This window comes from Nocardia sp. NBC_01388, assembly GCF_045040085.1.
GTDB lineage: Bacteria > Actinomycetota > Actinomycetes > Mycobacteriales > Mycobacteriaceae > Nocardia.
The window spans coordinates 2,526,943-2,551,992 of record NZ_CP109553.1 but is presented as its reverse complement, the minus strand read 5'-3'; the positions used below and the strand labels follow the sequence as shown (position 1 = coordinate 2,551,992).

The 25,050-nt window shown below is 65.7% G+C and carries 24 protein-coding genes; 8 read left to right on the top strand and 16 right to left on the bottom strand.

The features are described 5' to 3' along the window. Positions 1-34: 34 nt before the first annotated feature. A complete protein-coding gene (locus OG716_RS12445) occupies positions 35-805 on the bottom strand; it encodes an SDR family NAD(P)-dependent oxidoreductase (protein ID WP_405137790.1) in 771 nt (256 codons plus the stop codon). Beyond that, positions 802-2,340 (bottom strand): class I adenylate-forming enzyme family protein, encoded by a 1,539-nt coding sequence (locus OG716_RS12440; protein ID WP_405137789.1) that lies wholly within the window; start codon positions 2,338-2,340, stop codon positions 802-804. Before OG716_RS12440 ends, OG716_RS12445 begins: the two co-directional genes overlap by 4 nt. A 92-nt stretch (positions 2,341-2,432) precedes the next feature. Here OG716_RS12440 and OG716_RS12435 point away from each other — a divergent pair, with 92 nt between their 5' ends. Genes OG716_RS12435 through OG716_RS12420 form a run of 4 tightly spaced genes read left to right on the top strand, consistent with a single transcriptional unit; the run spans position 2,433 to position 6,573 of the window. Continuing rightward, the gene (locus OG716_RS12435; RefSeq protein WP_405137788.1) at positions 2,433-3,641 is read left to right on the top strand and encodes a CaiB/BaiF CoA transferase family protein; all 1,209 of its coding nucleotides are present in this window, start codon (positions 2,433-2,435) and stop codon (positions 3,639-3,641) included. Between the two features lie 3 nt (positions 3,642-3,644). Continuing rightward, on the top strand, positions 3,645-4,538 hold the full coding sequence (locus tag OG716_RS12430; protein WP_405137787.1) for an HpcH/HpaI aldolase/citrate lyase family protein: 894 nt from the start codon (positions 3,645-3,647) through the stop codon (positions 4,536-4,538). Next, complete coding sequence (locus OG716_RS12425; RefSeq protein ID WP_405137786.1) at positions 4,535-5,806, top strand: acetyl-CoA hydrolase/transferase family protein; 1,272 nt, start codon at positions 4,535-4,537, stop codon at positions 5,804-5,806. The genes OG716_RS12430 and OG716_RS12425 overlap by 4 nt, the downstream gene beginning before the upstream one ends. Then, the gene (locus OG716_RS12420; protein WP_405137785.1) at positions 5,806-6,573 is read left to right on the top strand and encodes an enoyl-CoA hydratase/isomerase family protein; all 768 of its coding nucleotides are present in this window, start codon (positions 5,806-5,808) and stop codon (positions 6,571-6,573) included. The genes OG716_RS12425 and OG716_RS12420 overlap by 1 nt, the downstream gene beginning before the upstream one ends. Before the next feature lie 17 nt (positions 6,574-6,590). Here OG716_RS12420 and OG716_RS12415 read toward each other — a convergent pair whose 3' ends face one another. Then, positions 6,591-8,132 carry an AMP-binding protein gene (locus OG716_RS12415; RefSeq protein WP_405137784.1) on the bottom strand — a complete coding sequence of 514 codons (1,542 nt, stop codon included), beginning with the start codon at positions 8,130-8,132 and terminating at the stop codon, positions 6,591-6,593. Between the two features lie 185 nt (positions 8,133-8,317). Between OG716_RS12415 and OG716_RS12410 the strand changes: the two genes are divergently transcribed. After that, the gene (locus tag OG716_RS12410; protein ID WP_405137783.1) at positions 8,318-8,875 is read left to right on the top strand and encodes a TetR/AcrR family transcriptional regulator; all 558 of its coding nucleotides are present in this window, start codon (positions 8,318-8,320) and stop codon (positions 8,873-8,875) included. A gap of 364 nt (positions 8,876-9,239) precedes the next feature. Here the strand turns inward: OG716_RS12410 and OG716_RS12405 are convergent, their stop codons facing one another. Next, positions 9,240-10,697, bottom strand: coding sequence for an aldehyde dehydrogenase family protein (locus OG716_RS12405; protein ID WP_405137782.1), 1,458 nt, complete (start codon positions 10,695-10,697; stop codon positions 9,240-9,242). 288 nt (positions 10,698-10,985) lie between these two features. On the opposite strand from OG716_RS12405, the gene OG716_RS12400 reads away from it, so the two are divergent. Beyond that, a complete protein-coding gene (locus OG716_RS12400; RefSeq protein ID WP_405137781.1) occupies positions 10,986-11,384 on the top strand; it encodes a hypothetical protein in 399 nt (132 codons plus the stop codon). A 341-nt stretch (positions 11,385-11,725) separates the two neighbouring features. On the opposite strand, the gene OG716_RS12395 is transcribed toward OG716_RS12400, so the two are convergent. Genes OG716_RS12395 through OG716_RS12380 form a run of 4 tightly spaced genes read right to left on the bottom strand, consistent with a single transcriptional unit; the run spans position 11,726 to position 14,155 of the window. Continuing rightward, the gene (locus OG716_RS12395; protein WP_405137780.1) at positions 11,726-12,031 is read right to left on the bottom strand and encodes a cytochrome C oxidase subunit IV family protein; all 306 of its coding nucleotides are present in this window, start codon (positions 12,029-12,031) and stop codon (positions 11,726-11,728) included. An 8-nt stretch (positions 12,032-12,039) separates the two neighbouring features. After that, positions 12,040-12,651 carry a cytochrome c oxidase subunit 3 gene (locus OG716_RS12390; protein ID WP_405137779.1) on the bottom strand — a complete coding sequence of 204 codons (612 nt, stop codon included), beginning with the start codon at positions 12,649-12,651 and terminating at the stop codon, positions 12,040-12,042. Beyond that, the gene (locus tag OG716_RS12385; protein WP_405137778.1) at positions 12,648-13,415 is read right to left on the bottom strand and encodes a hypothetical protein; all 768 of its coding nucleotides are present in this window, start codon (positions 13,413-13,415) and stop codon (positions 12,648-12,650) included. The genes OG716_RS12390 and OG716_RS12385 overlap by 4 nt, the downstream gene beginning before the upstream one ends. Beyond that, a complete protein-coding gene (locus OG716_RS12380; protein WP_405137777.1) occupies positions 13,412-14,155 on the bottom strand; it encodes a hypothetical protein in 744 nt (247 codons plus the stop codon). Before OG716_RS12380 ends, OG716_RS12385 begins: the two co-directional genes overlap by 4 nt. A 153-nt stretch (positions 14,156-14,308) precedes the next feature. Here OG716_RS12380 and OG716_RS12375 point away from each other — a divergent pair, with 153 nt between their 5' ends. Then, positions 14,309-14,965 (top strand): TetR/AcrR family transcriptional regulator, encoded by a 657-nt coding sequence (locus OG716_RS12375; RefSeq protein WP_405137776.1) that lies wholly within the window; start codon positions 14,309-14,311, stop codon positions 14,963-14,965. 370 nt (positions 14,966-15,335) lie between these two features. Here the strand turns inward: OG716_RS12375 and OG716_RS12370 are convergent, their stop codons facing one another. Continuing rightward, positions 15,336-16,802, bottom strand: a complete 1,467-nt coding sequence (locus OG716_RS12370) for an MFS transporter (protein WP_405137775.1) — start codon at positions 16,800-16,802, stop codon at positions 15,336-15,338. 176 nt (positions 16,803-16,978) lie between these two features. On the opposite strand from OG716_RS12370, the gene OG716_RS12365 reads away from it, so the two are divergent. Then, positions 16,979-17,593: a TetR/AcrR family transcriptional regulator gene (locus OG716_RS12365; protein ID WP_405137774.1), complete on the top strand. Its 615-nt coding sequence runs from the start codon at positions 16,979-16,981 to the stop codon at positions 17,591-17,593. Between the two features lie 347 nt (positions 17,594-17,940). Here OG716_RS12365 and OG716_RS12360 read toward each other — a convergent pair whose 3' ends face one another. The 7 genes from OG716_RS12360 to OG716_RS12330 all read right to left on the bottom strand — a co-directional run bounded on the left by OG716_RS12360 (position 17,941) and on the right by OG716_RS12330 (position 25,049). Beyond that, positions 17,941-18,795, bottom strand: coding sequence for an ABC transporter permease (locus OG716_RS12360; RefSeq protein ID WP_405137773.1), 855 nt, complete (start codon positions 18,793-18,795; stop codon positions 17,941-17,943). Position 18,796: 1 nt separating this feature from the next. Further along, positions 18,797-19,642: an MlaE family ABC transporter permease gene (locus OG716_RS12355; RefSeq protein ID WP_405137772.1), complete on the bottom strand. Its 846-nt coding sequence runs from the start codon at positions 19,640-19,642 to the stop codon at positions 18,797-18,799. A 1-nt stretch (position 19,643) separates the two neighbouring features. Then, positions 19,644-20,225: a hypothetical protein gene (locus tag OG716_RS12350; RefSeq protein WP_405137771.1), complete on the bottom strand. Its 582-nt coding sequence runs from the start codon at positions 20,223-20,225 to the stop codon at positions 19,644-19,646. A 288-nt stretch (positions 20,226-20,513) separates the two neighbouring features. Beyond that, complete coding sequence (locus OG716_RS12345) at positions 20,514-21,791, bottom strand: MlaD family protein (RefSeq protein ID WP_405137770.1); 1,278 nt, start codon at positions 21,789-21,791, stop codon at positions 20,514-20,516. Next, on the bottom strand, positions 21,788-22,894 hold the full coding sequence (locus OG716_RS12340; protein ID WP_405137769.1) for an MCE family protein: 1,107 nt from the start codon (positions 22,892-22,894) through the stop codon (positions 21,788-21,790). Before OG716_RS12340 ends, OG716_RS12345 begins: the two co-directional genes overlap by 4 nt. Continuing rightward, positions 22,891-24,003 (bottom strand): MCE family protein, encoded by a 1,113-nt coding sequence (locus OG716_RS12335; protein WP_405137768.1) that lies wholly within the window; start codon positions 24,001-24,003, stop codon positions 22,891-22,893. The genes OG716_RS12340 and OG716_RS12335 overlap by 4 nt, the downstream gene beginning before the upstream one ends. Next, entirely contained in the window at positions 24,000-25,049 is a 1,050-nt protein-coding gene (locus OG716_RS12330) for an MCE family protein (protein WP_405137767.1), read from the bottom strand. The genes OG716_RS12335 and OG716_RS12330 overlap by 4 nt, the downstream gene beginning before the upstream one ends. Between the last annotated feature and the right edge of the window lies 1 nt (position 25,050).

Below are 25,050 nucleotides of genomic sequence, written 5' to 3'. Positions count from 1 at the left end.
CCTGAATGTCCCGGGTGCCGGGACCGATGGGTGGTCAGCGTGCGGTCCAGCCGCCGTCGACGACGACGGTCTGGCCGGTCACATAGCTCGCGGCGTCACCGGCGAGCCAGACGATCGCGCCGACCATGTCGGCGGCCGTTCCTGCTCGGGGGAGCGGGGTATTTCGGCGCAGGTATTCGCCACCGCGGGCGCTGTCGTAGAGGCTGTCGGTGATCTCGCTGCGGAAGAAGCCGGGCGCGACGGTGTTGACCCGGATGGAATGGCGCGCCCACTGCACCGCGAGCTCCGTGGTCAGACCCGAGAGTCCCGCCTTGCTGGCCGCATACGAGGCCTGCGGAATGCCGGGCACACCGACGCGCCCCGAGATCGACGAGACATTGACGATGGCACCGCGGCCGACGGTGCGCATATGCGGAAAGACCTGCTGTGCCAAAAGGAACGGCGCCACCAGGTTCAGGTCTACGGTGCGGCGGATCTCGTCTGCGGTCTCGGATTCGGCGCGGGCGGTGGAGAAGCGGTTCCCGGCGGCATTGACCAGGATCTGAGGCGGGCCGAGCGCATCGGCGACCGCGGGCACGATCGAGGCGATACCAACCGGGTCGGCCAGGTCGCACGCGACAGCGAGGCCATCGATCTCCTTGGCCAGCTGCGCTAATCGGTCGGCGCGGCGGGCCACCACCGCGACGTGCGCGCCCAGCCCGGCGAGGGCGCCGGCCACGGCCGCACCCAGACCCGAGGAAGCGCCGGTGACGATGGCTACCCGGCCCTCGAGGCCGAACATGCGCGTGGTGTCCTGCGATGTCATGGCCGGCCCCTCGGGGTGATCCGCGGGACCGTTTCGCGGGCAACGAGGTCCGGCAGCCGGGTGCGATCCACCTTGCCCATGGCATTGACGGGCAGCGCGTCCACGCGCACCCAGATCTCCGGCACCTTGTAGCCGGCCAGCTCATCGCGGCACAGCCTGGCCAGGGCATCGAAATCCGGTGCGGGGACCGTGCTTTCGATCAGGGCCGCGACTCGCTGGCCGAGCCGTTCGTCGGGTATCGGGCACACCGCGACCTTCGTGACCTCGAGGTGCCTCCCGATGACCCGCTCCACCTCGAGCGGATAGACATTGGCTCCGCCCCGGATGATGACCAGCTTCTTGCGATCCAGCACGCTCAGCCACCCGTCGGCGGTGACGGTGCCGATATCTCCGGTTGCGAACGGAGTGGGCTCCGGCGGTCGGATGCCGCCGTGCTCCCAATAGCCCAGCGGCGGGGTCCAGGTGTTCGCCCAGGGGCCGGAAGTGGCTGGGCTGATTCGTAATTCGCCGAGTTCGCCGGGCGGCAGCCGCACTCCCGCGTCGTCGTAGGCGGCTACGTGATACTGCGGCAATACCCGCCCGCTCGAATCCGGTCGCCACTCGTCTCCGGTGGGGTCGATGGCGACCACGGTCGGGGCTTCGGTGAGGCCGTAGGTCGCGCGCGGAATCAACCCGTGCGCGGTGGCGAATGACGCACGCACACTGCCGGGCGTATCACCGCCACCGCTCCAGACCTCCTGCAGTGCGCCGAGATTCAGATCCGGCCGCCGCGCCAGATCGTAGAGCTGTGCGGGCGCCCCGTTCCAGACCGTGACGCGGTGTTCGGAAATCCACTCCGCGACACCCTCGACATCGCGCCGATTCATCAGGACCGCGCACCCGCCGGCCTGCGCGGTCAACAGGGTGGACAGCACCATGAGATTGAGAATTGTCAGCGGAAAACTGTCGCCCTTGCGCAGCTCCGGCCCCCAGCCCCGGCCGGCTACCAGAGCCGCGCCCGGCAGCAGCAGGTTGCGCTGGCTGTGCACCACGGCCTTCGGATGTCCGGAAGTACCGCTGGTGAAGGCGATTCCAGCGGGTGCATCGCTGTTCTGCGGCACCTGCGGCGCCGCGCAGGCTTGGGCAAGCAGGCCGGACCATCGATCCGGGGCGAGGCAGGCCGGTGTGCCGAGACGGCAATTCGGCCCGGCCAGTACGACCTTCGGTTCGCAGATGCCGGACAGCTCCTCCTGCTCGCTCGCGGACAGCGCCTCACCGATTCCCGCCCAGATCGCCCCGATCCGCTGCGCGCCGTGGAAGGCCGCGACGATAGCGAGGTCGTTGGGCAGGCAGGCCGCGACGCGATCCCCGGGGCGCACGCCGAGCGACCACAGCGCACCGGCCGCCCGCCGCGCCTGCTCATCGAGTTCCGCATAGGACCAGATACCTGAAACCGCTTCCACCGCAGGCGCGTCGGGCCGTGCGGCGAGCGCGGCGTCGAGCACCGTGGCGATGGACGCGGGCCGCGGTGCTACCGCGACTGTGCTGCTTTCCACGTCACCCTTGATATCAGTATCTTTACTATCCTTGCAAGGATTCATCCGATAGTGTGGCCGCCATCGTCCCAGAGTGCGCGGAGCGGAGGCAGATGAGTCAGGCAGGCCCGTTGACCGGGGTGCGTGTGGTCGACCTGACGGCAATGGTCATGGGGCCCTACTGCACCCAGATCATGGCCGATATGGGTGCGGACGTGATCAAGATCGAACCGCCGGCCGGGGACAACACCCGTTACATCTCGGTCGGACCCGAACCCGGGCTCGGCGGAGTCTTCGTCAATGTGAATCGTGGCAAGCGCAGCGTCGTGCTGGATCTGCGGTCCGCGGAAGACGCACGGGCACTGCGGGATCTGCTCGCGCACGCGGATGTGTTCATCCATTCGATGCGCGCCCGCGCGGTTGCCGGACTCGGGTTTGCCTACGCGGACGTGGCCGCGGTGAATCCGTCGATCATCTACACCAACTGTTACGGCTACGGCCGGCGTGGACCAGACGCGGATCGCACCGCCTACGACGACACCATTCAGGCCGAATGCGGTCTGCCCTTCGCGCAGGAGCAGTTGACCGGCACGCCAGGCTATGTCGGCACCATCATGGCCGACAAGGTGGCCGGCCTGACCGCGTTGTGGGCCACCGTCATGGCGCTGTTCCACCGCGAGCGGACCGGCCAAGGCCAAGAGGTGGAGGTCGCCATGTTCGAGACGATGGCGGCATTCATGCTGGTGGAACACGCGAACGGGGCGATGTTCGAGCCGCCGATCGGTGCCGCGATCTATCCCCGGGCGGTCGCGCCCAATCGAAAGCCGTATCGGACCAAGGACGGGTATGTCTCGGCACTGGTCTACAACGACAAGCAGTGGTCGGCGTTCGTCGATGCGGTCAAACCCGACTGGGCCGGTGCGGAATTCGCGACCCTCGCGCAGCGAGCCGAGCGGATCGACACCGTCTACGCCCTCCTGGGAATCACCTTCGCCGAGCGCACGACACAGGAGTGGCTGGATCTGCTGCATTCGCGCGATATTCCGGCCGCACCGGTCCGCACCCTCGACGAACTTTTCGACAACGCGCATCTGAACGCAGTGGGATTCTTCGAGATGGTCGAGAGCGGGTACGGCCCGGTGCGCTTTCCCGGTATGCCCGCATGGTTCTCGCAGACGCCGGGCGCGGTCGCCGGACCGGCCCCGCGGCTGGGCGCGGACACCCTCCGCGTGCGCGCGGCCTTGCGCAGGCACGGCGCGAATTGGCCGGTCGGCGGCGACATGAATCGCGCGGCAGAGACATTCGATCGAGGAGTTGACTAGGGAATGACCAGCGCCGAACAGGCATTCAGCGCGCGCTCCTGGCTATTCGCGCCCGGTGACAGCGAGCGGAAGATGGCGAAGGCTACCGCGGGATCGGCGGACATCGTCCTGCTGGACCTCGAGGACGCGGTCACCGACGCCGGGAAACCCGAAGCACGCAAGCTGGTCTCGGCCTTTCTCGGGACGCAGGACGAGGCGGGCCGCGGTCGCCTCTGGGTCCGGGTCAATCCACTCGACGGCCCGCACACCCTCGCCGATCTGGCGGCGGTCATTCCCGATCGGCCCGGCGGCATCATGCTGCCCAAGGTTCGCGGCCGACACGATGTGGAGTTACTGGACCACTACCTCTCCGCGCTGGAGGTCTCCCGCGGGATCGAGCAGGGCTCGACCAGGGTGATCGCCCTGGTCACCGAAACCGCCGAAGCCATGTTCACCACCGGCGGCTACCGGGGCGCGCCCCGCCTGATCGCGATGACCTGGGGGCCGGAGGATCTCGCCGATGCCGTCGGCGCGAGCGAGAACCGGAATCCGGACGGCAGTTACGGTTTCACCTATGAGCTGGCCCGCAGCCTGTGCCTGCTCGGCGCTGCGTCGGCGGGTGTCGCGGCCGTGGAAACCATTCAGGCCGACTTCCGGGATCTGGAGGGATTGCGCGCCCGGGCCGAGAAGGTGCGCCGCGACGGCTATCGCGGGATGCTCGCGATTCACCCCGACCAGGTCGAGGTGATCAATGCGGCGTTCACCCCGTCCGAGACGGAGGTAGCCGCCGCGCGGGAGATCGTCGAGTTGTTCGCCGCCAATCCTGGTGTGGGAGCTATCGGTCACCGGGGCTCGATGGTGGACCGGCCGCATCTGGCTCGCGCGCAGGCCCTGCTGGCATCCCGGGCGCGCTCGTGAAGACCATCGACAAGCCTGCGGACCTGGATCTCGGAACGATTCTGCGCGCCGGTGACCGAATAGTCGTCGGTCAGGCATGCGGCGAACCCACCACCCTGATCGAGGCGCTGATCGCGCAGGGCCGTGAGATCGGCGGACTGTCCGTGTTCACCGCGACCAGCTTCTCCGGACTGTTCACACCCGAGTCGGCCGAGAGTTTCACGCTGTCCAGTATGGGAGCGATCGGGGCGCTGCGCACGATGACCAAAGCTGGTGCGTTACAGGTGATTCCCTGCCATGTGAGCCAGGTCGGCCCGATGATCGAAACAGGGCACATCGGCTGCGATATCGCCTTCGTGCAGGTCAGCCCGGCCGATTCGCGGGGGAATCACAGCTTCGGACTGGTCAGTGATTACGTGGAGTCCGCGGTCGCCGCGGCGCGGATCGTGGTGGCGGAGGTCAACGATCAGGTACCGCACACCCACGGGGCGCGGCTGCCCGGGTCCGAGATCGACGTCGCGGTGCACGTCTCGCGGCCACCGGTGCAGGTGCCGCCCGCGCGGGCGAGCGAAACCGATACGGCCATAGCGCATTTCGCGGCGGAATACATCGGAAACGGTGCGGTATTGCAGAGCGGGATCGGTGCGGTGCCCGATGCCATCCTGCCGCTGCTACTGGACCGCAGGGATCTCGGCGTGCACTCCGGAATGGTCGGAGACGGCCTGGTCGATCTCGTCGAGGCAGGTGTGATCACCAATGCGCGCAAACGGATCGACAGGGGAGTGTCGGTCACCGGGGCACTCATCGGCACCGAACGTCTCTACGGGTTCGCACACCACAATCTCGACATTCGGATGTGCGCCACCTCCTACACCCATGACGGCGCGGTACTCGAGGCACTGGAGCGGCTGGTGACGATCAACTCGGCCGTGGAGGTCGACCTCACCGGGCAGGTGAATGCCGAACAGAGCGGTGCGGCCTATCTCGGCGGGACCGGCGGTCAGGTGGATTTCGTGCGCGCGGGATCTCGCTCGCCGGGTGGCCACGCGCTCATCGTATTGCCGTCCACCGCGAAAGGTGGTGCGGTGAGCCGGATTACCGCCGCATTGTCCGGCCCGGTGACCACCGCGCGCAGCGATGTGGACGTTGTCGTCACTGAATTCGGGGCGGCCGAACTGAAGGGACAGAGCGTGGCCGAACGGGCCCGCCGCCTGGTGGCCATCGCCCATCCCGACTTCCGGGAAGAATTGTCGGAGGCGGCCCGGACCATCACGCGGAGAGGCTTCTGATGAGTGACGCGGTCTTGTTCGACGCGCGCCCGGACGGCATCGCCGTGCTCACGCTGAATCGTCCGGAGCGACGGAACTGCCTGGCACAGGATGTGCGCGAAGGGCTTTACGCCGCCTGGGACCGATTCGAACGTGATCCGCGCCTGCGTGTCGCGATTCTCACCGGTGCGGGGGAGAAGGCCTTCTGTGCCGGCGGTGATCTCGAAGAGATGGTGGAAACCGGGATGACGGTGCCTCCTCGCGCGATGTTCCCGCTGCCCTACGACACCATCGAATTGACCAAACCCACGATCGCGGCGGTCAACGGCGTCGCCTTCGCCGGCGGCTGGATGATCGCCCAGGCGTGTGATCTGTGCGTCGCGAGCACCAGCGCGCGATTCGCGATCACCGAGGTGCGGGTGGGCCGCAGTTCGCCGTGGGCGGCACCACTGATCCACATGATTCCCCAGCGGATCATGATGGAGCTGCTGCTCACCGGCCAGCCCGTCACCGCCCAGCGCGCGTACGAGATCGGTCTGGTCAATCGGCTCGCGGAACCTGCGGAACTGCTCGATACCGCCATCGAATTGGCGCGCGAGATTCTTGCGGGAGCCCCGCTGTCGGTGCGTGCCGCCCGCGAAACCGTCATGCTCGCAACGGAGATGGGCCGGACCGCGGCCCTGCAGGCGGCTCGCCACGCGTCCGAGCTCTGCTACCACAGCGAGGACGCGCAGGAGGGACCCAGGGCGTTCGCCGAAAAGCGCCCCGCGCAATGGCGGGGGCGCTGACAACGGCCGCCGCCGCGCTACCGTAGGACTGCGGCGGCCAGATCCTGCCGGATCCGGAACTTCTGTATCTTGCCGCTTCCGGTGCGCGGGAAGTCCGCGACCGTGTGAATCTCCTCCGGCCATTTCTGTTTCGCCAGACCGGCTGCGGCGAAATGAGCGCGAAGTTCCTCCAATGACGGTGGATGAGAGCCCGAGTGCAGGCGCAGGATTGCCGCCACCCGCTCACCGAGGCGCTCATCGGGGATGGCCACGGCCGCCGCTTCGGCCACCCCCGCGATGCTCAGCAGCACCTCCTCGACCTCGAGCGCACTGATGTTCTCGCCCCCGCGAATGATCATGTCGGACTTGCGGTCCGAGATGGTGAGGTAGCCGTCCTCGTCCAGGGATCCGATATCGCCGGTGTGATACCACCCCTCGGCGTCGAATGCCGCCGAGGTGAGAGCGTCGTCGGTGTAGCCGAGGCACAGATCCGGGCCTCGGCTCAGAATCTCGCCTTCGTCGCTGAGGCGGATCTGCACCCCGGGCTGGGTGTTGCCATCGGTATAGAGTCGTTTGGATTCCGGTGCGGTGCACAGTGATCCGGTGATCGACGGATGCTCGGTGCTGCCGTACGCGCGATACACCGTGATCCCCAGCCCAGTGAGCCGTTCCGCGACCGACGCCGGGACCGGCGCGCCACCCATTCCCGCATACTTCATGTGCAGCAGGTGCTCCGGCGTGAACGTCGGGTGATCGATCAGGCTGGTCATGTAGTAGGGCACGCCGCCGCCGACGGTGGCGCCGTAGGTCCGCATCAGATCCAGGATCAACGAGGGATCCCAGCGATCGACGAGATTCACTGCCACGCCGTCGATCACGGGAATGAGCAAGCCGTTCACCATCCCGATGAAATGCCCGACCGGAGCGGCGGTGAGCTGCGGCCCCATATCGGCCGGATAGTGCGCGGCCAGTTGGCGAGTCTCGCATCCCAGCGTCTGATGGCTGTGCACGACTCCCTTCGGTGCGCGCGTGGTGCCGGAGGTGAAGGCGTACAGCGCCGGTGTTCGCGGATCGACCTCGGCCACACCGCTCATCGGCTCGGCGGCCAGCAGTTGATGGAAGTCGCGGCCGACCACACCCACGATGGGTACCTCGGCACACAGATCCTCGTGAAAGTTCAACGCGCCGAAGCTCTCCGCGGTCACGAATACCCGCGGTCGCACCGAATCCAGGATGAACCGCACCTCCCGATGCCCGTAGATGTGCACGATCGGTACCACCACCGCGCCCAGGAACGCGGACGCCCAGAAGGTCGCCGCCGCTTCCATCCAGTTCGGTAGCTGGAACGCGATCACGTCGCCCGGTTCCACCCCGCGCTCGCGCAATCCCGCAGCCAGCCGGCGCGCGATCAACTCGACCTCACGGAACGTTCCGGACCACGGCCGGACCGCGGAATGCACGCGGAATCGGGCATCGGGCGCGGCTTCGAGACCACGAGTCAGCATGTCGCCGAGGGTGTCCTGATTCCACCACCCCTCGGCCTCATAGAGTTCGACGAGCTCGGGAGGGATGGTTCGCATGCGTGACTCCAATAGCCGGAGCGGGGATGTGCCGGGCCCCACCAGCTCCACTGACGGTACCTACTTCAGAACAAAGTCTGTCGACGGTGAATATAACATTCTCTCAATGGGAGAACACTCATATCTTCAGTGAGACGGGGCTGGCTGTGCTGGCTCGTGACGACCTCGTCGGTACGGTTGACCGCGTGAGTTCACCACGCCGTGCCAATCGGGGTCCCGCCGCTGCGGCGGAGAATCGCGCTGCCCTGCTGGCCGCGGCGAAGGCCATATTCTCCGAACGCGGCCTGGACGTACCTTTATCGCTGATCGCCCGCACCGCGGGAGTTGGGCAGGGCAGCCTGTACCGGCACTTCCCGAACCGCGAGGCGATTATCTTGGCGGTCTTCGAGGAGAACATCGGGCAACTCGAGGCGCTGGTCGCCGATGCCGACTCGACGCTCGATGAACTGCTGTCGGAAATCGTGGACCAGATGACCACTGCCTCAGCATTCTTCGAGCCTTTGCAGCTTGTCGACAGCGCCGATCCCCGGCTGGTGGGCGTCATCGAGCGGATGTTCGCCTTGCTCTCGGACAAGCTCGACGACGAGTCGCGTCGTGGGAGTATTCGCGCCGATGCCACCGCGCAGGAGATTTTTCTGGCCATCGGGATGTTGGGCGCCTTTTTGAACAAGACCCCCGAGCGTGACCGCGTGGCGGTGGCCAGGGACGGCTGGGCGCTGTTGTTGCGCGCGCTGCGGTCCTGACCCCGGGTCCGTAATCGGGACGAGCGCAGCCGATCTCGTCGACGCAGCCGATCGTTCGGCGCGCGTGCAAACCAGTCGTTCTATGATTCGCTCGATCCTGAGCACGGCCCCTCCCGGTCGATCGCCGGTGACCTGAGCCTGCGATCGCGGAGGGCAACGTGCTCACCTCGGACCTGTGACACGGACCGCTGGCGGGGGAACGCCGCAGGATCGGCGATAACGCCGATGTGACAGGGAGTTCGGCGACCGCACGCAGTCGGTCGCCGAACTCGTTGCATCTCAGGCCATCTGGAATCGCGAAGGTGCAGTCGTCGCAAGAACAAGTGCCCACCGGATTTCACCGGCGGGCACTTATGGGTGGGTGCTACAACTGCGCCCAGACGGTCTTGGTCTGCAGGTAGGTGTCGATGCCCGCCTTGCCGGACTCGTAGCCCCATCCGGACTGCTTGTAGCCGCCGAAAGGCATCGAGTGATCGAAGACAAGTTGGCAGTTCAGGGATACGGTTCCGGCCTGCAGCCGCTTGGCCAGTCGATGCGAACGCGCGAGGTCGCGGGTCCAGACGGTGGCGGCCAGGCCATAGGTGCTGTCGTTGGCCATCGCGACCGCCTGGTCCTCGTCGTCGAACGGCAGGATCGTGACGACGGGGCCGAAGATCTCTTCCTGGTAGAGCTTGCTGGTGGCCGGATCGACATTGGTGAGCACGGTCGGATGCACGAAGTACCCGGTCCGGTCGAGCCGGTGCCCGCCGGTGACGACCTCGACGCCATCGGAGTTGCCCTGATCGATGTATCCCATGACACGGCTGAGCTGCTTGGCACTGATGAGGGGGCCGATCATGCTGCCCTCTTCCTTCGGGCCGCCCAGTTTGAGGTTGTCGGCCAGCTGTGCGATGCCCTCGACGACCCGCTCGTACACGCTGCGTTGCACCAGGATTCGTGATCCGCACACGCAGGCCTGGCCCGAGTGCACGAAGGTGCCGAACCCGGCCATCATGATCGCCATGTCCAGGTCCGCGTCGTCGAAGATCAGCACCGGGGATTTGCCACCGAGTTCCAGGGTGAGCTTTTTCAGGTTGCTGCCCGCCGAGGCCCGCGCGATCTCCCGCCCGACCTCGGTCGACCCGGTGAACGCGACCTTATCTACGTCGGGATGCGCGGTGATCGCCGCGCCGGCGGTGTGACCGTAGCCGGTCAGCAGATTCACCACCCCGTCGGGCACGCCCGCCTCGGCCAGGATCCGGTCCAGGACCAGTGCCGAGAGCGGTGTCTCCTCCGCTGGTTTGACTACGCTGCTACACCCGGCCGCGAGGGCCGGAGCGAGCTTGGCGCAGTAGTTGAACACCGGACCGTTCCACGGAAAGATAAGGCCCACAACGCTATACGGCTCTTTGCGGGTGTAGGCATGCATATGTGAGTCGACGCCGGTCAGGCCGCCGGCGTTGACATCGTGCGAAATACCGTCGACCTTCGTGCACCATCCCGCGTAGTAGCGGAACCACTCCGAACCGACGGACACGATCGTCTGGGCCTGGTTGGTGGGGATGCCGGCGTTCAGGGACTCCAATTCGGCCAGAACGTCGGCGTTCTGATCGATCAGGTCGGCGATTCGCCACATCACCTTGGCTTTCGCGCTACCGGTCAGACCCTGCCAGGCGCCCGACTCGAAGGACGCTTTGGCCCGGGCGACCGCGGTGTCGACGGCCTCACTCCCGCAATCGGTGAATTCGGTGATCTGCTCCTCGGTAACCGGATCGATGACGGGAATCACCTCACCGGTCCCGGGCCGTTTACGGATCTCATCCAGCACAGACTGCACCGTCATTGGTATCGCTCCTTGCATGTGTGCGACGTTCTCGATCGGGATGGAGTCGTGGATTCACTCCCGCCAGGGGTCGGCGCCATTGCCCTGCGCGCTCTTGCGCATCGGCGCGTCACACTGTCCGGCTTCCAAGTGGAATCCGCATTCTCTCTTGGCGAGAATAACATTCTATTGAGCGGGTGGCGATGGGTTGTTCGAGTAGAGGCTGCTGTGAGCAGGGTGCCCTCCACGGGCGGGGATGGCCCGGCTGAAGGTCGGCGGGGTGACTATGCCGGGTTCGGGGCCGCCGCAGTGGCCGGTGTCGAATGCATCGATAGTGGCGACCCCGCCGCCCGTGATTTCTTCATCGACTGGCACCGCGCCGCTGACGACATCGCCGGCATGCTCCGCACCGAAGCTGCCCGCGACCTGCGGCTGATCGAACTCATCGGTGAATTGTCTACCCGCAGCGAGGAATTCGCGCGCGACCGGGAAGCCCACAACGTGCGGTTCCACCGAACCGGCAACAAGACGCAGCACCATGCTGTTGTCGACGCGCTAGACCTCGGCCTCGGAGCGATGGAATTCCCCGCCGACCTGGACCGCACCTGCTGGTATACGCCGGCAGCATCGGGTCCTCCCACCGCAGACGCTCTCAAACTCCTCGTGAACCGCTACCACCGATCGCACCCTCGTGACCCAGCACGCTGACCGACCGGAACCAAGCCGCAGCCAACCAGCCAAGAGGCGCGCAGATCGGTGACCGGCACAGATCCCGTATATGTCGCGAGGCGACGACCACCGCGCCTCCAGCCCGTGCAGGACCGTGGTGTGGAATGCGTCCACCGAGGTGCCGACCCCGCCTTCCCCGTGTCGGCGGACGATCTCCTCGGCCAGCCCCACGATCACCGGGTGATCGGTCCACCCGTCCTCCGGCCCCTCCCTGGGACCCGCGAACGGAGTCTTACGCTGAGACCTGATTGATACGGCACAGTCGCGAGGTGCGGCCGTGACCGAGGGCTGGTCGAGACAAGGTCCGATTCGGTGGGCCGTCACCGGTAGAGGTTTACTCCCAGGAGGCCCAGCCAGAGGACGACGATCCAGCCATCGGTGGTAAATCGTAGCCATCGGGGGGCGGTACGGATCTCCATGAAGTAGCGGATGATCAAGCGGGACTTGATCATCCCGAGCGCAGCGATAGCGCTGACGAGTACTTTTCCGGACGCAGTCGCACTTCCGTGGTCCTCCGGGGTCAGCTGCCACCAGACGATGGTGATGGCCATCAGCGCGATCCATACGATGGCGTTCCTGCGGGTGGCCGGTTGTAGCCGGCGCGCGCGGGCGATGGGTGTGTTCATGTCTGTGGTCACCTCATGCAGTAGAGAATGGCGAAGATGACGACCCACAGCAGATCGATCATGTGCCAGAAGGTGGCGCCCTGTTCGACCAGCGACGGGCGTTGCCTGTGGGTGCTGGAAAGTTCCCGGTCGACGACGCCGAGGATCAGCAGGCCCAGCGCCAGGTGAGCGAGGTGGATGCCGGTGAGCACGAAGTAGAAGCTGAAGAACTCGTCAATGACGGTGTATCCGTGGGTCACCTCCTGATGCCATTCGAATCCCTTGAGCACAATGAACACGACCCCGCATGCGCCCGCGGCCCGCACCAGTCGTTGTGAGGTCCGCGGCGCGCCGCGCCGGACGGCCTGCACTGCGGAAGCGATGAACATGGAACTGGTCAGCAGGACGACGGTGTTGGTGACACCGATGCTCATGTTCAGATGCCGTTGCGCGGCGGTGAACTGTTCCAGGGAACGGTCGCGGAACACCATGTAGACGATCAAGTAGCAGCCGAAGAAGAACAGATCGCCGAGCACCATCACCCATATGTCGAGGTCGCCGCCGGGCAGCCGCTCGGGACTGCAGGTCGCAGGCCCGGTTCGCTCCAAGTCGGTGGGGGTGTCCCGATCCGAGACGGTCATCGCGGATCCTCCCGGTAGATCGCAGGGGTGTCCGGAGTCTCGGCCCGGCCGGCGTTCCACATCAGCGGCAGTAGGCACGCGACCCAGATGCCGAAGATCACCACGGCGATATAGAAGGTGATCATGCCGTTCCAGGCGAACGCGCCGGAATGGAACACCCACATCTGGGTCGCCACCACCTCGGTGACGATCTGCCAGATCGAGATGTAGGCGAACCATTTGGGGAAGATGCGGTTGCGGTCGTAGAGGATGGCGATCGCGAGCATGGCGTACGCGGTGGTGAAGCATCCCAGCGATCCGTTGTAGGACAGATTGCCGAGGTCGTAGAGCATATGGATGATCCGCGGATCGCGCTCGGGACGGAACGTCGCGGTGAGATAGCACACCAGGATCAGGTGGAACCCGGGGACGGCGCCGACACCCATGCTTCCGATGAACGCGTACGCCAGAACCGGTCCCGAGCTCATCCGCTTCATGAAATAGCCGATGATGCCGTTAGATATCGCGGCACCGCCGGCGATCGCCAGAAGGATCGGGAACCCGATCCGGATGGTTGTGGCATGTTGGGCGAACCAGTGTGCCGACTGCAGGTCGGTCACGTCCGGCCGTGGGGGCGGGGTGGCCCGGCCCATCAGCACCACTCCCGCGGACATCGCGGCGTAGAAGGCGGCGAACACCCAATACGTGATGTAGACATCACGGCCTATGTTGCGCTCGCCGTCCGGGCGAGTAACCGTACCGCCGTCCGGGGTCACGGTGGTCATTCCGCTGCCTCGTGCTCCCAAGCCTGCTGCTTGTAGCAGGATCGCAGCACGAAGAACATCACGACGACGAAGGCCGCCATCGCGCCGTTGCGCAGCCAGAACGACACCAATCCGTTCCAGGCCAGCGGACCGTCGTGCACGACCGCCGCCGCAGCCGATGGCGCCATCGCCACTGCGGTGAGCAGGGCGTAGTGCCCGACCCAGCGAGGGAACACCGGCGCCTGCGCGTCGTCGAAGTACACGGCCAGCGCAAGCAGCACGAACTGGGCCACCAGCATCCCGATCGGCGCGATGAAGATGATCCACGCCAGGTCGTTGAGGACTTGGATCAGATCCGGCGACCGATCGGGACGGAAGGCGGCCACGGCGAAGAAGATGTCCGACAACGCGAACAGCGTCGCCCCGGCCACGACCGCGGCCAGGTACGAGAACGCGAAGATATGGCTCTGACCACGCATCCGCTGCATCTGAGCCAGGATCAAGACGAAGAACGGGACGACGAAGATCCCGCACAGGTTGAACCCGACCATGCTGAACCGGATCAATGCCGTGTGATCACGGTAGAAGTCGGCCACCTGCTCTGCTGTCATGTCCGGCGACATCGGCGGGAAGAAGCCGGGGAACAATAGGAACAACAGCAGCAACACCAGCGCGACCACCGGCGTCGACCATAGAACCGCATGTTGCGCGCGCACGCTCGTCATCGCTGCGTGGTCGTCCTTGCCGAGGAGGGCTTGCATACCCAACTTCCTTCCCGCTGGGCAGTCGGTCCCCTTCGATCGGACCGGCGAGTCACGCGCCGGACACCGGGATCGCAGCCGCCTGTTCCGTGCCCGAAGCCTCCCACCATTATTGACGGTAGTCAATAAATGGCTGCTATGTAGTATGCAGCTATGGCAGCGGCTTCGCGAGGTACGAAGGGTGACGACAGTCAATCGAGAGCTGTTCCGGTCCGCGCTCGTGGCGAGGCAAGCCGCAAGGCGATCATGCAGGCGGCGATGGCGCTGTGGCGCACCAAAGGCTTCGCCGACACCACCGTCACCGACATCTGCAAGGCCGCAGGTGTCTCCAAAGCGCTCTTCTACGTGTACTTCTCCCGGCGCGAGGACGTGCTGCTCGGAATCGAGGTGTTCACCATGCGCGATGCCCACCAGGCAGCCCGCGCCGTGGTCGCCCGTCCATACGACCTGGCCGACGTAATCGCCGTAGTCATCGCGACACTGGAACGTCAATCCCGCGCCTATCCGGCCGAGCTGGTCTTCGAAGCCGTTCTTGAGACCTACCGGCTCGAACGCCGCGCCTTCGACGAAGGCGTCGCGGAAAGCCAACTGACCTTTCTGTTCTTGGAGCCTTTCCGACAGGCCCAGCACGATGGAAAACTCCCGGAAGGCATCGACGTCACACGCGCCGCATACATTGCGCAGTCACTGGTCAGCGACAACATCCGCCGCTGGGCCGCCAACGAATTCCGCGAACCTCTGCGCCCCGAACTGCTCGCCCGCGAGGTCGCCGACTTGTTGTTCGGCACATGGCAAGGTTCGCCCGCCTGAGATCAGGCGCAGTCCGGACGCGGGCACGATTGCGCGACCGGAGTGGTCTCCCGGAGCTATTGCGTCATCCGCTGATCCGCGCTCCGGCGTCGAATCCCCGCAACGCCATCGTCATCAACAGGTTGACGCAGATCATCACCGTGCCGCCGGCCTGCATGGCGCGCCCGGCGGCCGCCGACGCCTGTTCCCGTGGCGCGCAGCGCACCCCATGCTGTGAGATCCGGACGGAGCTATCGAGAAGTTGGCGCTGGTCATGCCGTCGACCCCCGTGGCAAAGCTAGAGTCTGCAAAACAGAGAACAAAGATCTACCGCCTGAACAGGTTGGGCTGCAGCGTGGTTCGTGATCGAGGTGCTTCCGAGCGTGCGGGTTCAGGTGTGCGGAACGACCGGAGACTGTTCTGGCGCAAGACGTTCGACGGGCCGACCGGGGGCCCATATTCCGATCGCGATCGCCGCTACGAACGTGATGGCGCCGAGCGCGAAAGAGGCCTGCCGGACGCCGTGGACGAACGCGGCTTCGGCCGCGTCGGCCAGCGGCGTCGCCTGCGGCCCGAGGTGATCGGTCACCTGCAGCGCGGACGCGAGGGAATCTGATACCGGACTGCGCAGGGGCTCAGGGAGTGCGGCAACGACCGGCGCGATACGTTTGCCGTACCCGGCGGCAAGAATGCTGCCCGCTATCCCGATCCCGATCGCCGCGCCGACCTCGCGGGCGGCATCATTCACCGCTGCCGCGATACCGTGGTTGGCCGTGGGAACACCGGAGACGATGGCGGTCGTGGCGGACGCCGTGGCAAGCCCGATACCTGTGCTGGTAATCAGCAAGGGCCACACCAGATCCGGATAGGTGCTGCCCGCCGATAGGTGTGCGACCGACAGTAATCCGATTCCGAGTATCGCCAGGCCGGCGGCGTTCGCCAGTCGTAGTCCGAACCGATCGGCGAGCCAGGGCGAAACGGGGGAGAGCAATACCATCGGGCCGATCATCGGTGCCATGGCCAATGCCGACAGCAGCGGGCGATAGCCCAGGATCAATTGCAGGTATTGCACAATGAGCAGGAACAGCCCGAACGAGACCAAGGACTGGATCGCGATCGAAATGGTCCCGCTGCCGAGCCCGCGGTCAGCGAACAGGCGGACATCCAACAGTGGGTGTGTGACTCGCAATTCGACAATGACGAAGGCTGCACCGGCGAGCAGGGCCCCGCCACCCGCGGCCCACGGGATCGGATCTGACCAGCCGCGCGCGGGTGCTTCGATCGTGAGAAGTACCAGCAGTCCGACGGTGGTCGCGGAAAGGGCTGCGCCCCAAAGGTCGAACGGGGGAGGTGTGGGATCTGCGGACTCGGGCACCGTGGTCGCTGCGACCGCGAGTAGCACGCCGATGACACTCATGGCCAGCGGGATCGATTCCCACGACCAGCGCTCCAGCAGCAGTCCGGAACCGATGATCCCGACAACCGCTCCCGCACCGGCCATTCCGGCCCAGATGCCGATCGCCAGCCCACGCCGAGAAGCGGGAAATCCGGCGGTCAGCAGGGACAAGGTGGACGGCATGACCAATGCCGCCCCGGCGCCGGCCACGGCGCGCGCGGCGATGAGAAACGATGATCCATCCACTACCAGTGGTACCGCGGAAGCTGCGGCGAACAGCGTCAAACCGACTACCAGCGTGGCGCGCCGGCCGTAGCGGTCCCCGAGTGCGCCTCCGGGTAGGACGAGGCAAGCCAGCGCGAGGGTGTAGCCGTCCACGATCCACGTTATTTGCTGCTGGGTCGCACCGTTGGAGGCTGCGATCTGGGGTAGCGCGGTATAGAGCGCTGCCATTGACGCCATAACCAGAACGATTGCCAGACAATTGATTACGAGTGTTCGGCGTTGAGTCGGGGACATTCGGATCGAGGCAGAGTCCATCGTATCCCTCTATGCTACTGGCCGTATCTGTACAGTACTACCAGTATCATAACTACCTCGGTGGAGGATAGTCGTCACGCAGGAGGAATGCTCGAGTCATGACCGGCTCTGTCGAACCAACGCATGACGATGTCGATCCGCGCAAGGCGCGATCTCAGGCGAGATTGGTGGAGGCTGCTACCTCGTTGCTGAAAAGCGGTGGAGTGGAGGCAATCACGATCGAGGCGGTCACCCGGGTCTCGAAGGTGGCGCGCACCACGCTGTATCGGCACTTCGACAACGTCGCGCACCTGCGTGCGACGGCGCTGGAGCAACTGTTGCCCCCGGTAGTCCAAGCACCGGCTGATGGTTCGCTGCGAGATCGACTGGTCGAGCTGGTAACTCGCCAGGCGGCGCTGATCAACGGCGCGCCGGTGCACGTCACGACCCTCGCGTGGCTGGCCACCGCCGATCAGACCGACTATGGCGAGGCGCCGGCCTTCGTATCGCTACGGCAGCGAATCATCGAGCAGCATCGCCAGCCTTTCGACGAGTTGCTCGGAAGTGCCGATGCCCGTGCGATTCTCGGCGATGCCGATACCGAACTGGCCCTGGCGCAGCTCATCGGCCCGATCGTCTTCCTCCGGCTGATCGGTAGTGCCCCCGCGACGGGGGACGACTGCGCCTCCATCGTCGATGTTTTCTTGGCCGGCCGTGCTCAATCCCGTCACTGACCAGTGTCAGCCTGTGGCGATGACTCTCCGGCGGGGTGAAAGTCGAATAGCCGACAGGGTTCCTGGGCCGGGGAGTCCGAGAGTCGCCTCGACGGCTGCTTCGGCGGCGCTGTAGCCGCCCGTGGTGGGGTAGGAGGCGAGGCCGAGCGGGGCTGGCCACGTTGATGATGCGGCCGCTGCCCTGGGCGCGGAGGTAGGGCAATGCGGCCTGGACCACCCACAGGGTGCCGAACAGTGCGCGCAGCACCGGATTTGGTCGGTGTTCGCCCGCAAACGCGGGCTCAGAAGACGTGCGGGCAAGGGATATCGCTGAACCCGGCGATTACGACGGTGCGTCGACGTAATCCTTATCCGCTGATCCGGGCTCCGGAGTCGAAACCCCACAGCGCCAGCGTCATCAGTAGATTGACGCAGATCATGACGGTGATGCTTGCGCGCATGGCACGGCCGGCGGCGACACCGACGCCGACCGGGCCGCCGGTGGCGTAGTAGCCGTAGTAGCACTGGATGATCGTGGTGATCACCACGAAAACGATGGCCTTCGCCAGCGAGTAGAGGATGTCGGCAGGGGTGAGCACCAGATGGAAATAGTGGCTGAAGGTTCCGGGGGATCGGCTGCCGGCGATGCCGATCGCGAATTCGACCGAGACGAAATTCATTGCCAGACAGACCAAGTACAGCGGGATGATGGTCGCCACCGAGGCCATCAGGCGGGTCGTCACCAGATAGGGGATGGACCGGATGGCGATCGTCTCCAGCGCGTCGATCTCCTCGGCGATGCGCATGGCGCCGAGCTGCGCGGTGAACCGGCAACCCGCTTGCGAGGCGAAGGCGATGGAGGCCATGATCGGCGCCAACTCCCGGGTCGAGGCCGTTGCCGAAACCAGTCCGGTGGCAGGGCCGATCCCGAGCAATTTCAGGGCGCTGTAGCCTTCGATTCCCACCAGCGCACCGGCGCTCGCGCCGAGCACCACAATGATTCCGGCCGTGCCACCGCCGACGATCAACGACCCGTTGCCCCAGGTGATATCCGAGATCAGCCGTAGCAGTTCTTTGCGATAGTGACGCAGTACCACCGGAATCGAGAACAGCGTGCGGAACAGGAATGTCGCGATGTGCCCGAGGCGCATCATTCCCGTCAACGGCGGACCGGCCGTGCGGACGAGTCTGCCGAGGCCGAGTGGATAAAAGGGTGCAGCCATCTCAGAGCGCCTGTCGTGGGAAGAGCATCGTATAGATTTCGGTGAACCCGACGTTCACCACCATGAGCAGCACGATCGAGGCGACCACGGTGGCATTGACCGAATTCGCCACTCCGCCGGGCCCACCCTTGGTGCTGAGCCCCTTCTGGCACGCCACGACGGTCACGATCATCCCGAACACGATGGCCTTGACCACCGCCAGATACATATCGCCGATGCGGGCGAAGGAGGAGAAAGTGGCGATGAAACTGCCGGGCGTGCCGCCCTGGACATAGACATTGAACAGATATCCCGCGAGGAATCCGACGAACGCGCTCAGCCCGGTCAGTCCGACCGCGACCAGCACACCGGCGGCCACCCGCGGGACCACGAGTTTGTGCAGTACCGAGACGCCCATGACCTCCAGCGCCGAGATCTCCTCGCGAATGGTGCGGGAGCCGAGGTCAGCGCAGATCGCCGATCCGACGGCTGCGGCCAGCAGCATAGCCGTGACCACGGGTGCGGCCTGTCGGATGACCGCGAGACCGCTTGCGGCACCGGCCAAAGAGGTGGCGCCGACCTGGCCTGCGATCAGGCCGAACTGAATCGACAGGGTGGCACTGATCGGAAGTGCGACCGCGATGGTCGGCAGATAGGAGGTCTTGACCATGAATGCGGCCTGCCGCACGAATTCCTCGAAAGCGAAGCGGCCCGTCACGATATCGGTCACGAGGTATTGCACGGCACGCACACCCATGATGAATTGCGCACCCACGGTATCGAGCGAAGCGACCGGATGCCGGTGCAAATAGCCGCGGCCCCACGCGGTGATCCGGGACGTCGATGGCCCGGACGATCGGACTGCCATATCAGGCCATTTCCACTTTGCCCGCGAGCCAGTGGCCGCCGACGCGTTCCATCGTCATGATGATGCGGCTGCGATCAAGGCGCGGATCGGCGCTGGCGGTATTGGTCACCTGCTGATCGACGAACAGCATCACCTCGACACGATCCTTCGACGCGGATTTGACGCTGGCGCTGACCACGCGGCCCTTGCTCACCGCCTTGTTCTGGACCAGCAGTGTCTTCAGCTGATCGCTGGACTGCGCGTACATATCCTTGAATTCCCCGGTCGCACCGGCCAGCACGTCGGCGAAATTCTGGTCGATGTGCTGGGAATCGATGCTGGTCAAAGTGACCGCATAGTTCTGGGCGACGGCCGAGGCCTGCCGGGCCGCGGCGTCGGTCTGCTCGCGGTCGTGCAGTTTCCAGCCGAAGAACGTGGCGGTGACGGTCGCGGCGACCGCGAGTACGGCGACGGCACCGGCACCGATGCGTACGGCCCAGCGCCGTCGCCGGGATTTCGGCGAAGACTCCTGGGCCGCGGCATTTTCCGCTACGTCATCCTTGCTTGCGGACTCGTCGTCTGCCGTTGCCGTGGCCTCGGTCATCCGTGCGCCGCCCTTCGCCGCGGTGTCCGTATCGGATCCGCGTGCCGGGGCTGATTCGGGGTGCACGGATTTGCGTGCCGCAGGGTGTGGTTCGGCATCCGATGCGGACTCGGCTGCCGCAGTCGGTGATGCCGAATCGTGCGCGGACTCGGTTGCTGCGGTAGTTGTTTCAGTATCCTCCGCGACATCCGTTGCCACAGAGGGTGTTTCGCCTGCCCCGGCACAACCCTCATCTACCTCCATCGTCGCCTTCTTCATCGTGGTCCTCCTGATCGTTGTCGGTCGTGGTTACTTCGGCGGTACATAGGACGGTGCGGGCGAGCCGCCGTAGGGAGTCGGAATCGACAGCGGCCCCACGGGTGTGGTGTCGGCGGTCGCGAGTGGATTCACACCCGAGGGCGGGCCGGCGGTGTCGTCGCCGGACGGTCGCGGTGCGTTGCGAGCGCCGCGCGGCATCAGGGTGGGGTCGTTGCAGTAGGTGTAAAGGTACGGTTCGGGAAAATTGGGCAGGATGGCCGGCGGGCGCGGCAGGTCGTAGTCGCACTGTTTGCGCGGATAGATACTGACGAGCGCCCATAAGGTGCCGTCGCGCACTGCCGTGGAAGCGGCGTCCGCCGTGGAACCGGCTCGCTGCTGCGGGAAGAACAGATCCTGGATGGCCGGTACGTGCAGATACGACATCCGGGCGACGGTGGCGAGATTCCCCAGCAGCTGGACCATCGTCGGGGAGTTGTCGGCGATGATCTGATCCATGGTCTGTAGCGCATTCGGTCCGGCGTCGACCAGGGTGCGGAATCCGCCGGTCATCGACTCCACCCCGGCGAGGGTGCGATCGAGATCGTTCGCCGTGGCCGCCAGTCCGGGCCCGACATCGCGCAATGTGCTGAGCACGATCTCGCTGTGGTGCAGCAAGCTGACGGTCTGCGGCAGCACCGAACCGAGCGTGGTGATCAGGAACGTGCCGCCGTCGATGATCGCCGCCAGTTTCTCCGGCGCCGCGGGCCCGGCGCCCAGTTCGTGCACGATCGTGTGGAGCTTGCCAGGATCGAGCTGGACGATGGTGCCGTTGAGATCGCCCAGTAGCTGCGCCAACTGCACCGGCACGGAGGTTCGGGCGGTGTCGACAACCGCGCCGTCGGCCAGGTACGGCCCCTGGGAGGTCGAGGGGACGAAATCCAGGTACTGCTCACCGGCCGTCGACAATCCCGCCACTCGAACCGTGGTGTCGGCGGGGATCCGGGTGCGGCTGTCGATCGATGCGATCGCGACCACACCACCGCCGGCGAGGTCGACCGACGACACCTTGCCCACCCGTACTCCGCGCACCGTCACGTCGCGGTCCGGCAGCAGTCCTCCGGACTGCGGCAGGTCTACCCGGATCTGATAGGTCGATGCCAGCGGATTCAACTCCAGCGATCCGAACACGAGATACGTTGCGCCCATGAGCAATGTGGCCAGCAGTGCAAGCCACGACATGGTGAGCCGATGCCGGACCAGCCGGTCGACGAAGGACACGATCACGGTCGAGATCGACTCCAGGACACCGAGAGTGGACCGTGGATTCATCGGCCGGGTCCGATCACCCGGTCGTGCAGCCGCCCCAGCGTGTACGCCAGCGAACCGACGAAGTTGACCCAGTCCGTCTGATCGGGCACTCGGGCCTCGGGATTGCCCGCGAAATTCGGATCGGGCGCCGGTCCCAGTGCCAACTGGGCGATGTCGGCGTCCACGCTGGCCGCGGGGGCGTTGCCCACCTTGTCGCCGACGATGGACAGGGTGCGCAGCAGCGGGTCGAGATTGGCGGCGGGGTCCTGGGCGGCGGTATTGAGCCCGGCGGCAAGGTTGTCGATGTCGGTGACCAGGCTGCGCTGACCCTTGCCCTGTATCGAAGGGAACTTCTGCAGGTTGCGGGCGATCTGGTCCAGCCGGGCCGCGAGATCCACGATGTTCTGTGTGTCGGAGCTCACGGCGGACAGTGCGGGTCCGGCCGCTGCGACCGCACTGTTGACGGTGTTCTGTTGCGCCGCAATTGAATCGGTCAACGCCGTAGTGTCGAGGACCACGGTCCGGATCTGGTCCGACCGTGCCGAGAGGGTCCGCACCAGCTCGGTGGACTGGGCGATCAGATCCCCCAGGGGGTCACCGTGTCCGCCGAATTCGGTGCCGAGTCCGTTGATCACCTTCGTCAGATCCCGGATCACGCCGCCGTTGACGAGCAGCGCGGCGCGGGCGAGCACATCTTCGATGGTGGCCGCTGCGGAGGTCGACGCCTGCGGGATGCGGTCACCATCGCGCAGGGCCGCTGCCCCGGGCTGCGGATTCGGCGGCGGGATGAGCGCGACGAAAACGTCGCCCAGCGGTGTGGCGGAACGGAGTTCGGCAGTCGTGCTGGCCGGCAGCACCACCTCGGAGCGGATCCGCAGGGCCACGACGGCGTTGTAGTCGCGGGCTCGCATGGACTCGACCTCGCCGACATCGGCGCCGTCGAGCTTGACCTTGGCCTTGGTCGGGAGGTTGAGCGCGTTGGCGAAGGTCGCGGTCAGCGCGTAGCTGTGCGGCCCGACCGAGGGCGCGGGGAGCGGCATCGTGTCCAGGCTCACCGAGCACGCGCTCGCCGAGAGCATACTCACCGCCGCGACGACTACGAATAGTGTTGTTCTCGTGATCATTTCGGCAAACCTGCGATTCCGGCCAGCATGGCCACGACGCCGAAGTCCGGTCCCATATCCGACGCCTTCCCGGTGTTGCAGCCCAGCTGCTTCATGTCGAGCAGGTTGCAGATCTCCTTCACCATCTGTCCGTCCAGCACGACCTTGTCGATGTTGACGTGCACCCGGGCCGCGCCGGCCTGCTGGTCGACCGCGCCGTAGGCATTGTCGACGGCCAGCGGAAACACATCCATGAACTCGGCGACCTCGCGGTTGTAGTCCGCCAGGGACTTGACGACGACGTTCCCGCCGGACATCGTGCCTGCCAGCGCGCCTCGACTTTGCTGCAAGAGATCGGTTGTCCGGGTGAGGATCTCGTTCAGCTTCGCGCCGGTGTCGCCGTCGCCGAGGCGCTGGTCGGCGAGTAGGTCGCTCAATTGCCTTACGCCCTGGCCGAAGTCGCGGATCTTCTGGTCGTTGTTCGAGGCGGCGGTGGTCAGCGAGTCCAGGTTGTTCACCAGCGTGGTGATCGCGTTGCGGGTCGCCGCGCCGTGATCGTCGCCCATGCGCAGCGCCCGGGACAGCTGGTCCAGCGCACCCTTGATGTCGTTGCCGTTGCTGCCGGTGACCGCGGTACCGACATCGACCATGGTGCCGATCGGCCCGTTTCCCTGCCCGTCGCCCGCCAGTGAGGAGGACAGCTTGTCCGCCATCGCGAGCAGGCTGTCGAATTCGACCGGGGTCCTCGTCCGGTCCGTGCCGAGCACGGCGCCGTCGGCCAGCGCCGGTCCGGAGCGGTAGGCGGGCGTGAATTCGATGTGCCGGTCGGTCAGCACCGAATCCGAGACGATGACCGCGGTGGCGGTGGCGGGAATCCGGACCGAGCTGTCCACGCTCATCCGCACCTCGGCGTATGCCCCGCGTTGCTCGATGGACTTCACCTTGCCGACCGGCATTCCCAGCACATCCACCGAATTCCCTGGGAAGACGCCGGCCGCGCTCTCGAATTGCGCTGTTACCACGAGGGTTTCGCTGGTCATCTGGGCGATGGATCCGGTGGCCGCACCGGCAATCGCCACGACGGCCACGAGCAGCAGTACGAGCTTGACCGAGCGGGGCAGCGACCTCATTTACAATCCTCCGAATACGGCGGCAGATTCACCTGCGGGGCCCGTGCGACGAGCGCGCACATGAAAGAGTCGATAAACGCTCCGGACGTGGCGTTCGCGTCCAACTCGGTTCCGGAGCCGGTCAGGTTCGCCCAGTTACGCCAGGTCACCGGGAGAATCTGCAGGATATTGCGGAACAGGTCGTCGTGGCGGGCGAGCATCCCGGTGATCTGGTTCAGATTGTTCAGCAGCGATTGGATCTCCGGCTGGTCGTTCACCGCGAGCGGTTGCAGCGTGTTCACCAGATTCGCGGTAGCGGTGAGGATTTGGGTGATGGCCTGGCGCTTGGCCTGAACAGCCTGTAGCAGTTCGCTGCCCTGGGTGAACAGCACGCCGAGGTTGGTGCGCTGGTTCTGGATCACCGTGGTCAGCTGGCTGGTACTGGTCAGCAGGGCGCCGATCTGGTCACGGCGCTCGGCGATCACACCCGAGAGCGTCTTGATGTTCCGCATCACCGACGGGACCAGCTGCGGCAAGCCCTGCAGCTGGGTGGACAGATCGGTGAGCGCCGTCCCCACCTTGTCGGCGTCGACCTGGTCGAACGTCGTCGTCGCGTCGGACAGCGCCGATTGCAGATCGTAGGGAACTTCGGTCTGCGCCAGCGGGATTCGGGCCATGCTGCCGGAGCCCGCTGGTCGCAGCTCCACATAGCGGTTACCGAGCAGCGTGGTGAGTTTGATCGCCGCCGTCGTGGCCGAGCCCAGCGCCACATCGTTGTTGATGCTCAGCGTGGCCGAGACATGGTCGCCGGCGAGCCGCAACCCTGCCACCCGCCCGACCGGGACACCCGCCACGGTCACCTGATCCCCGACGCCGAGCTGTGCGGCTTGCGCGAAGTCCGCCTCCACGCGTCGCTGCCCGATATCGAGCGAATTGACAATAAGCGCAACGGCTACCACCAGGACCAGCAGGCCGATCGCGGCGAGACCGAGCCACGGCCTGCTGAAATCTTCGAGCGGCCGACGCCGGAATATGTTGCGGCGGAGTCGATGCCATTGTAGCTGCATG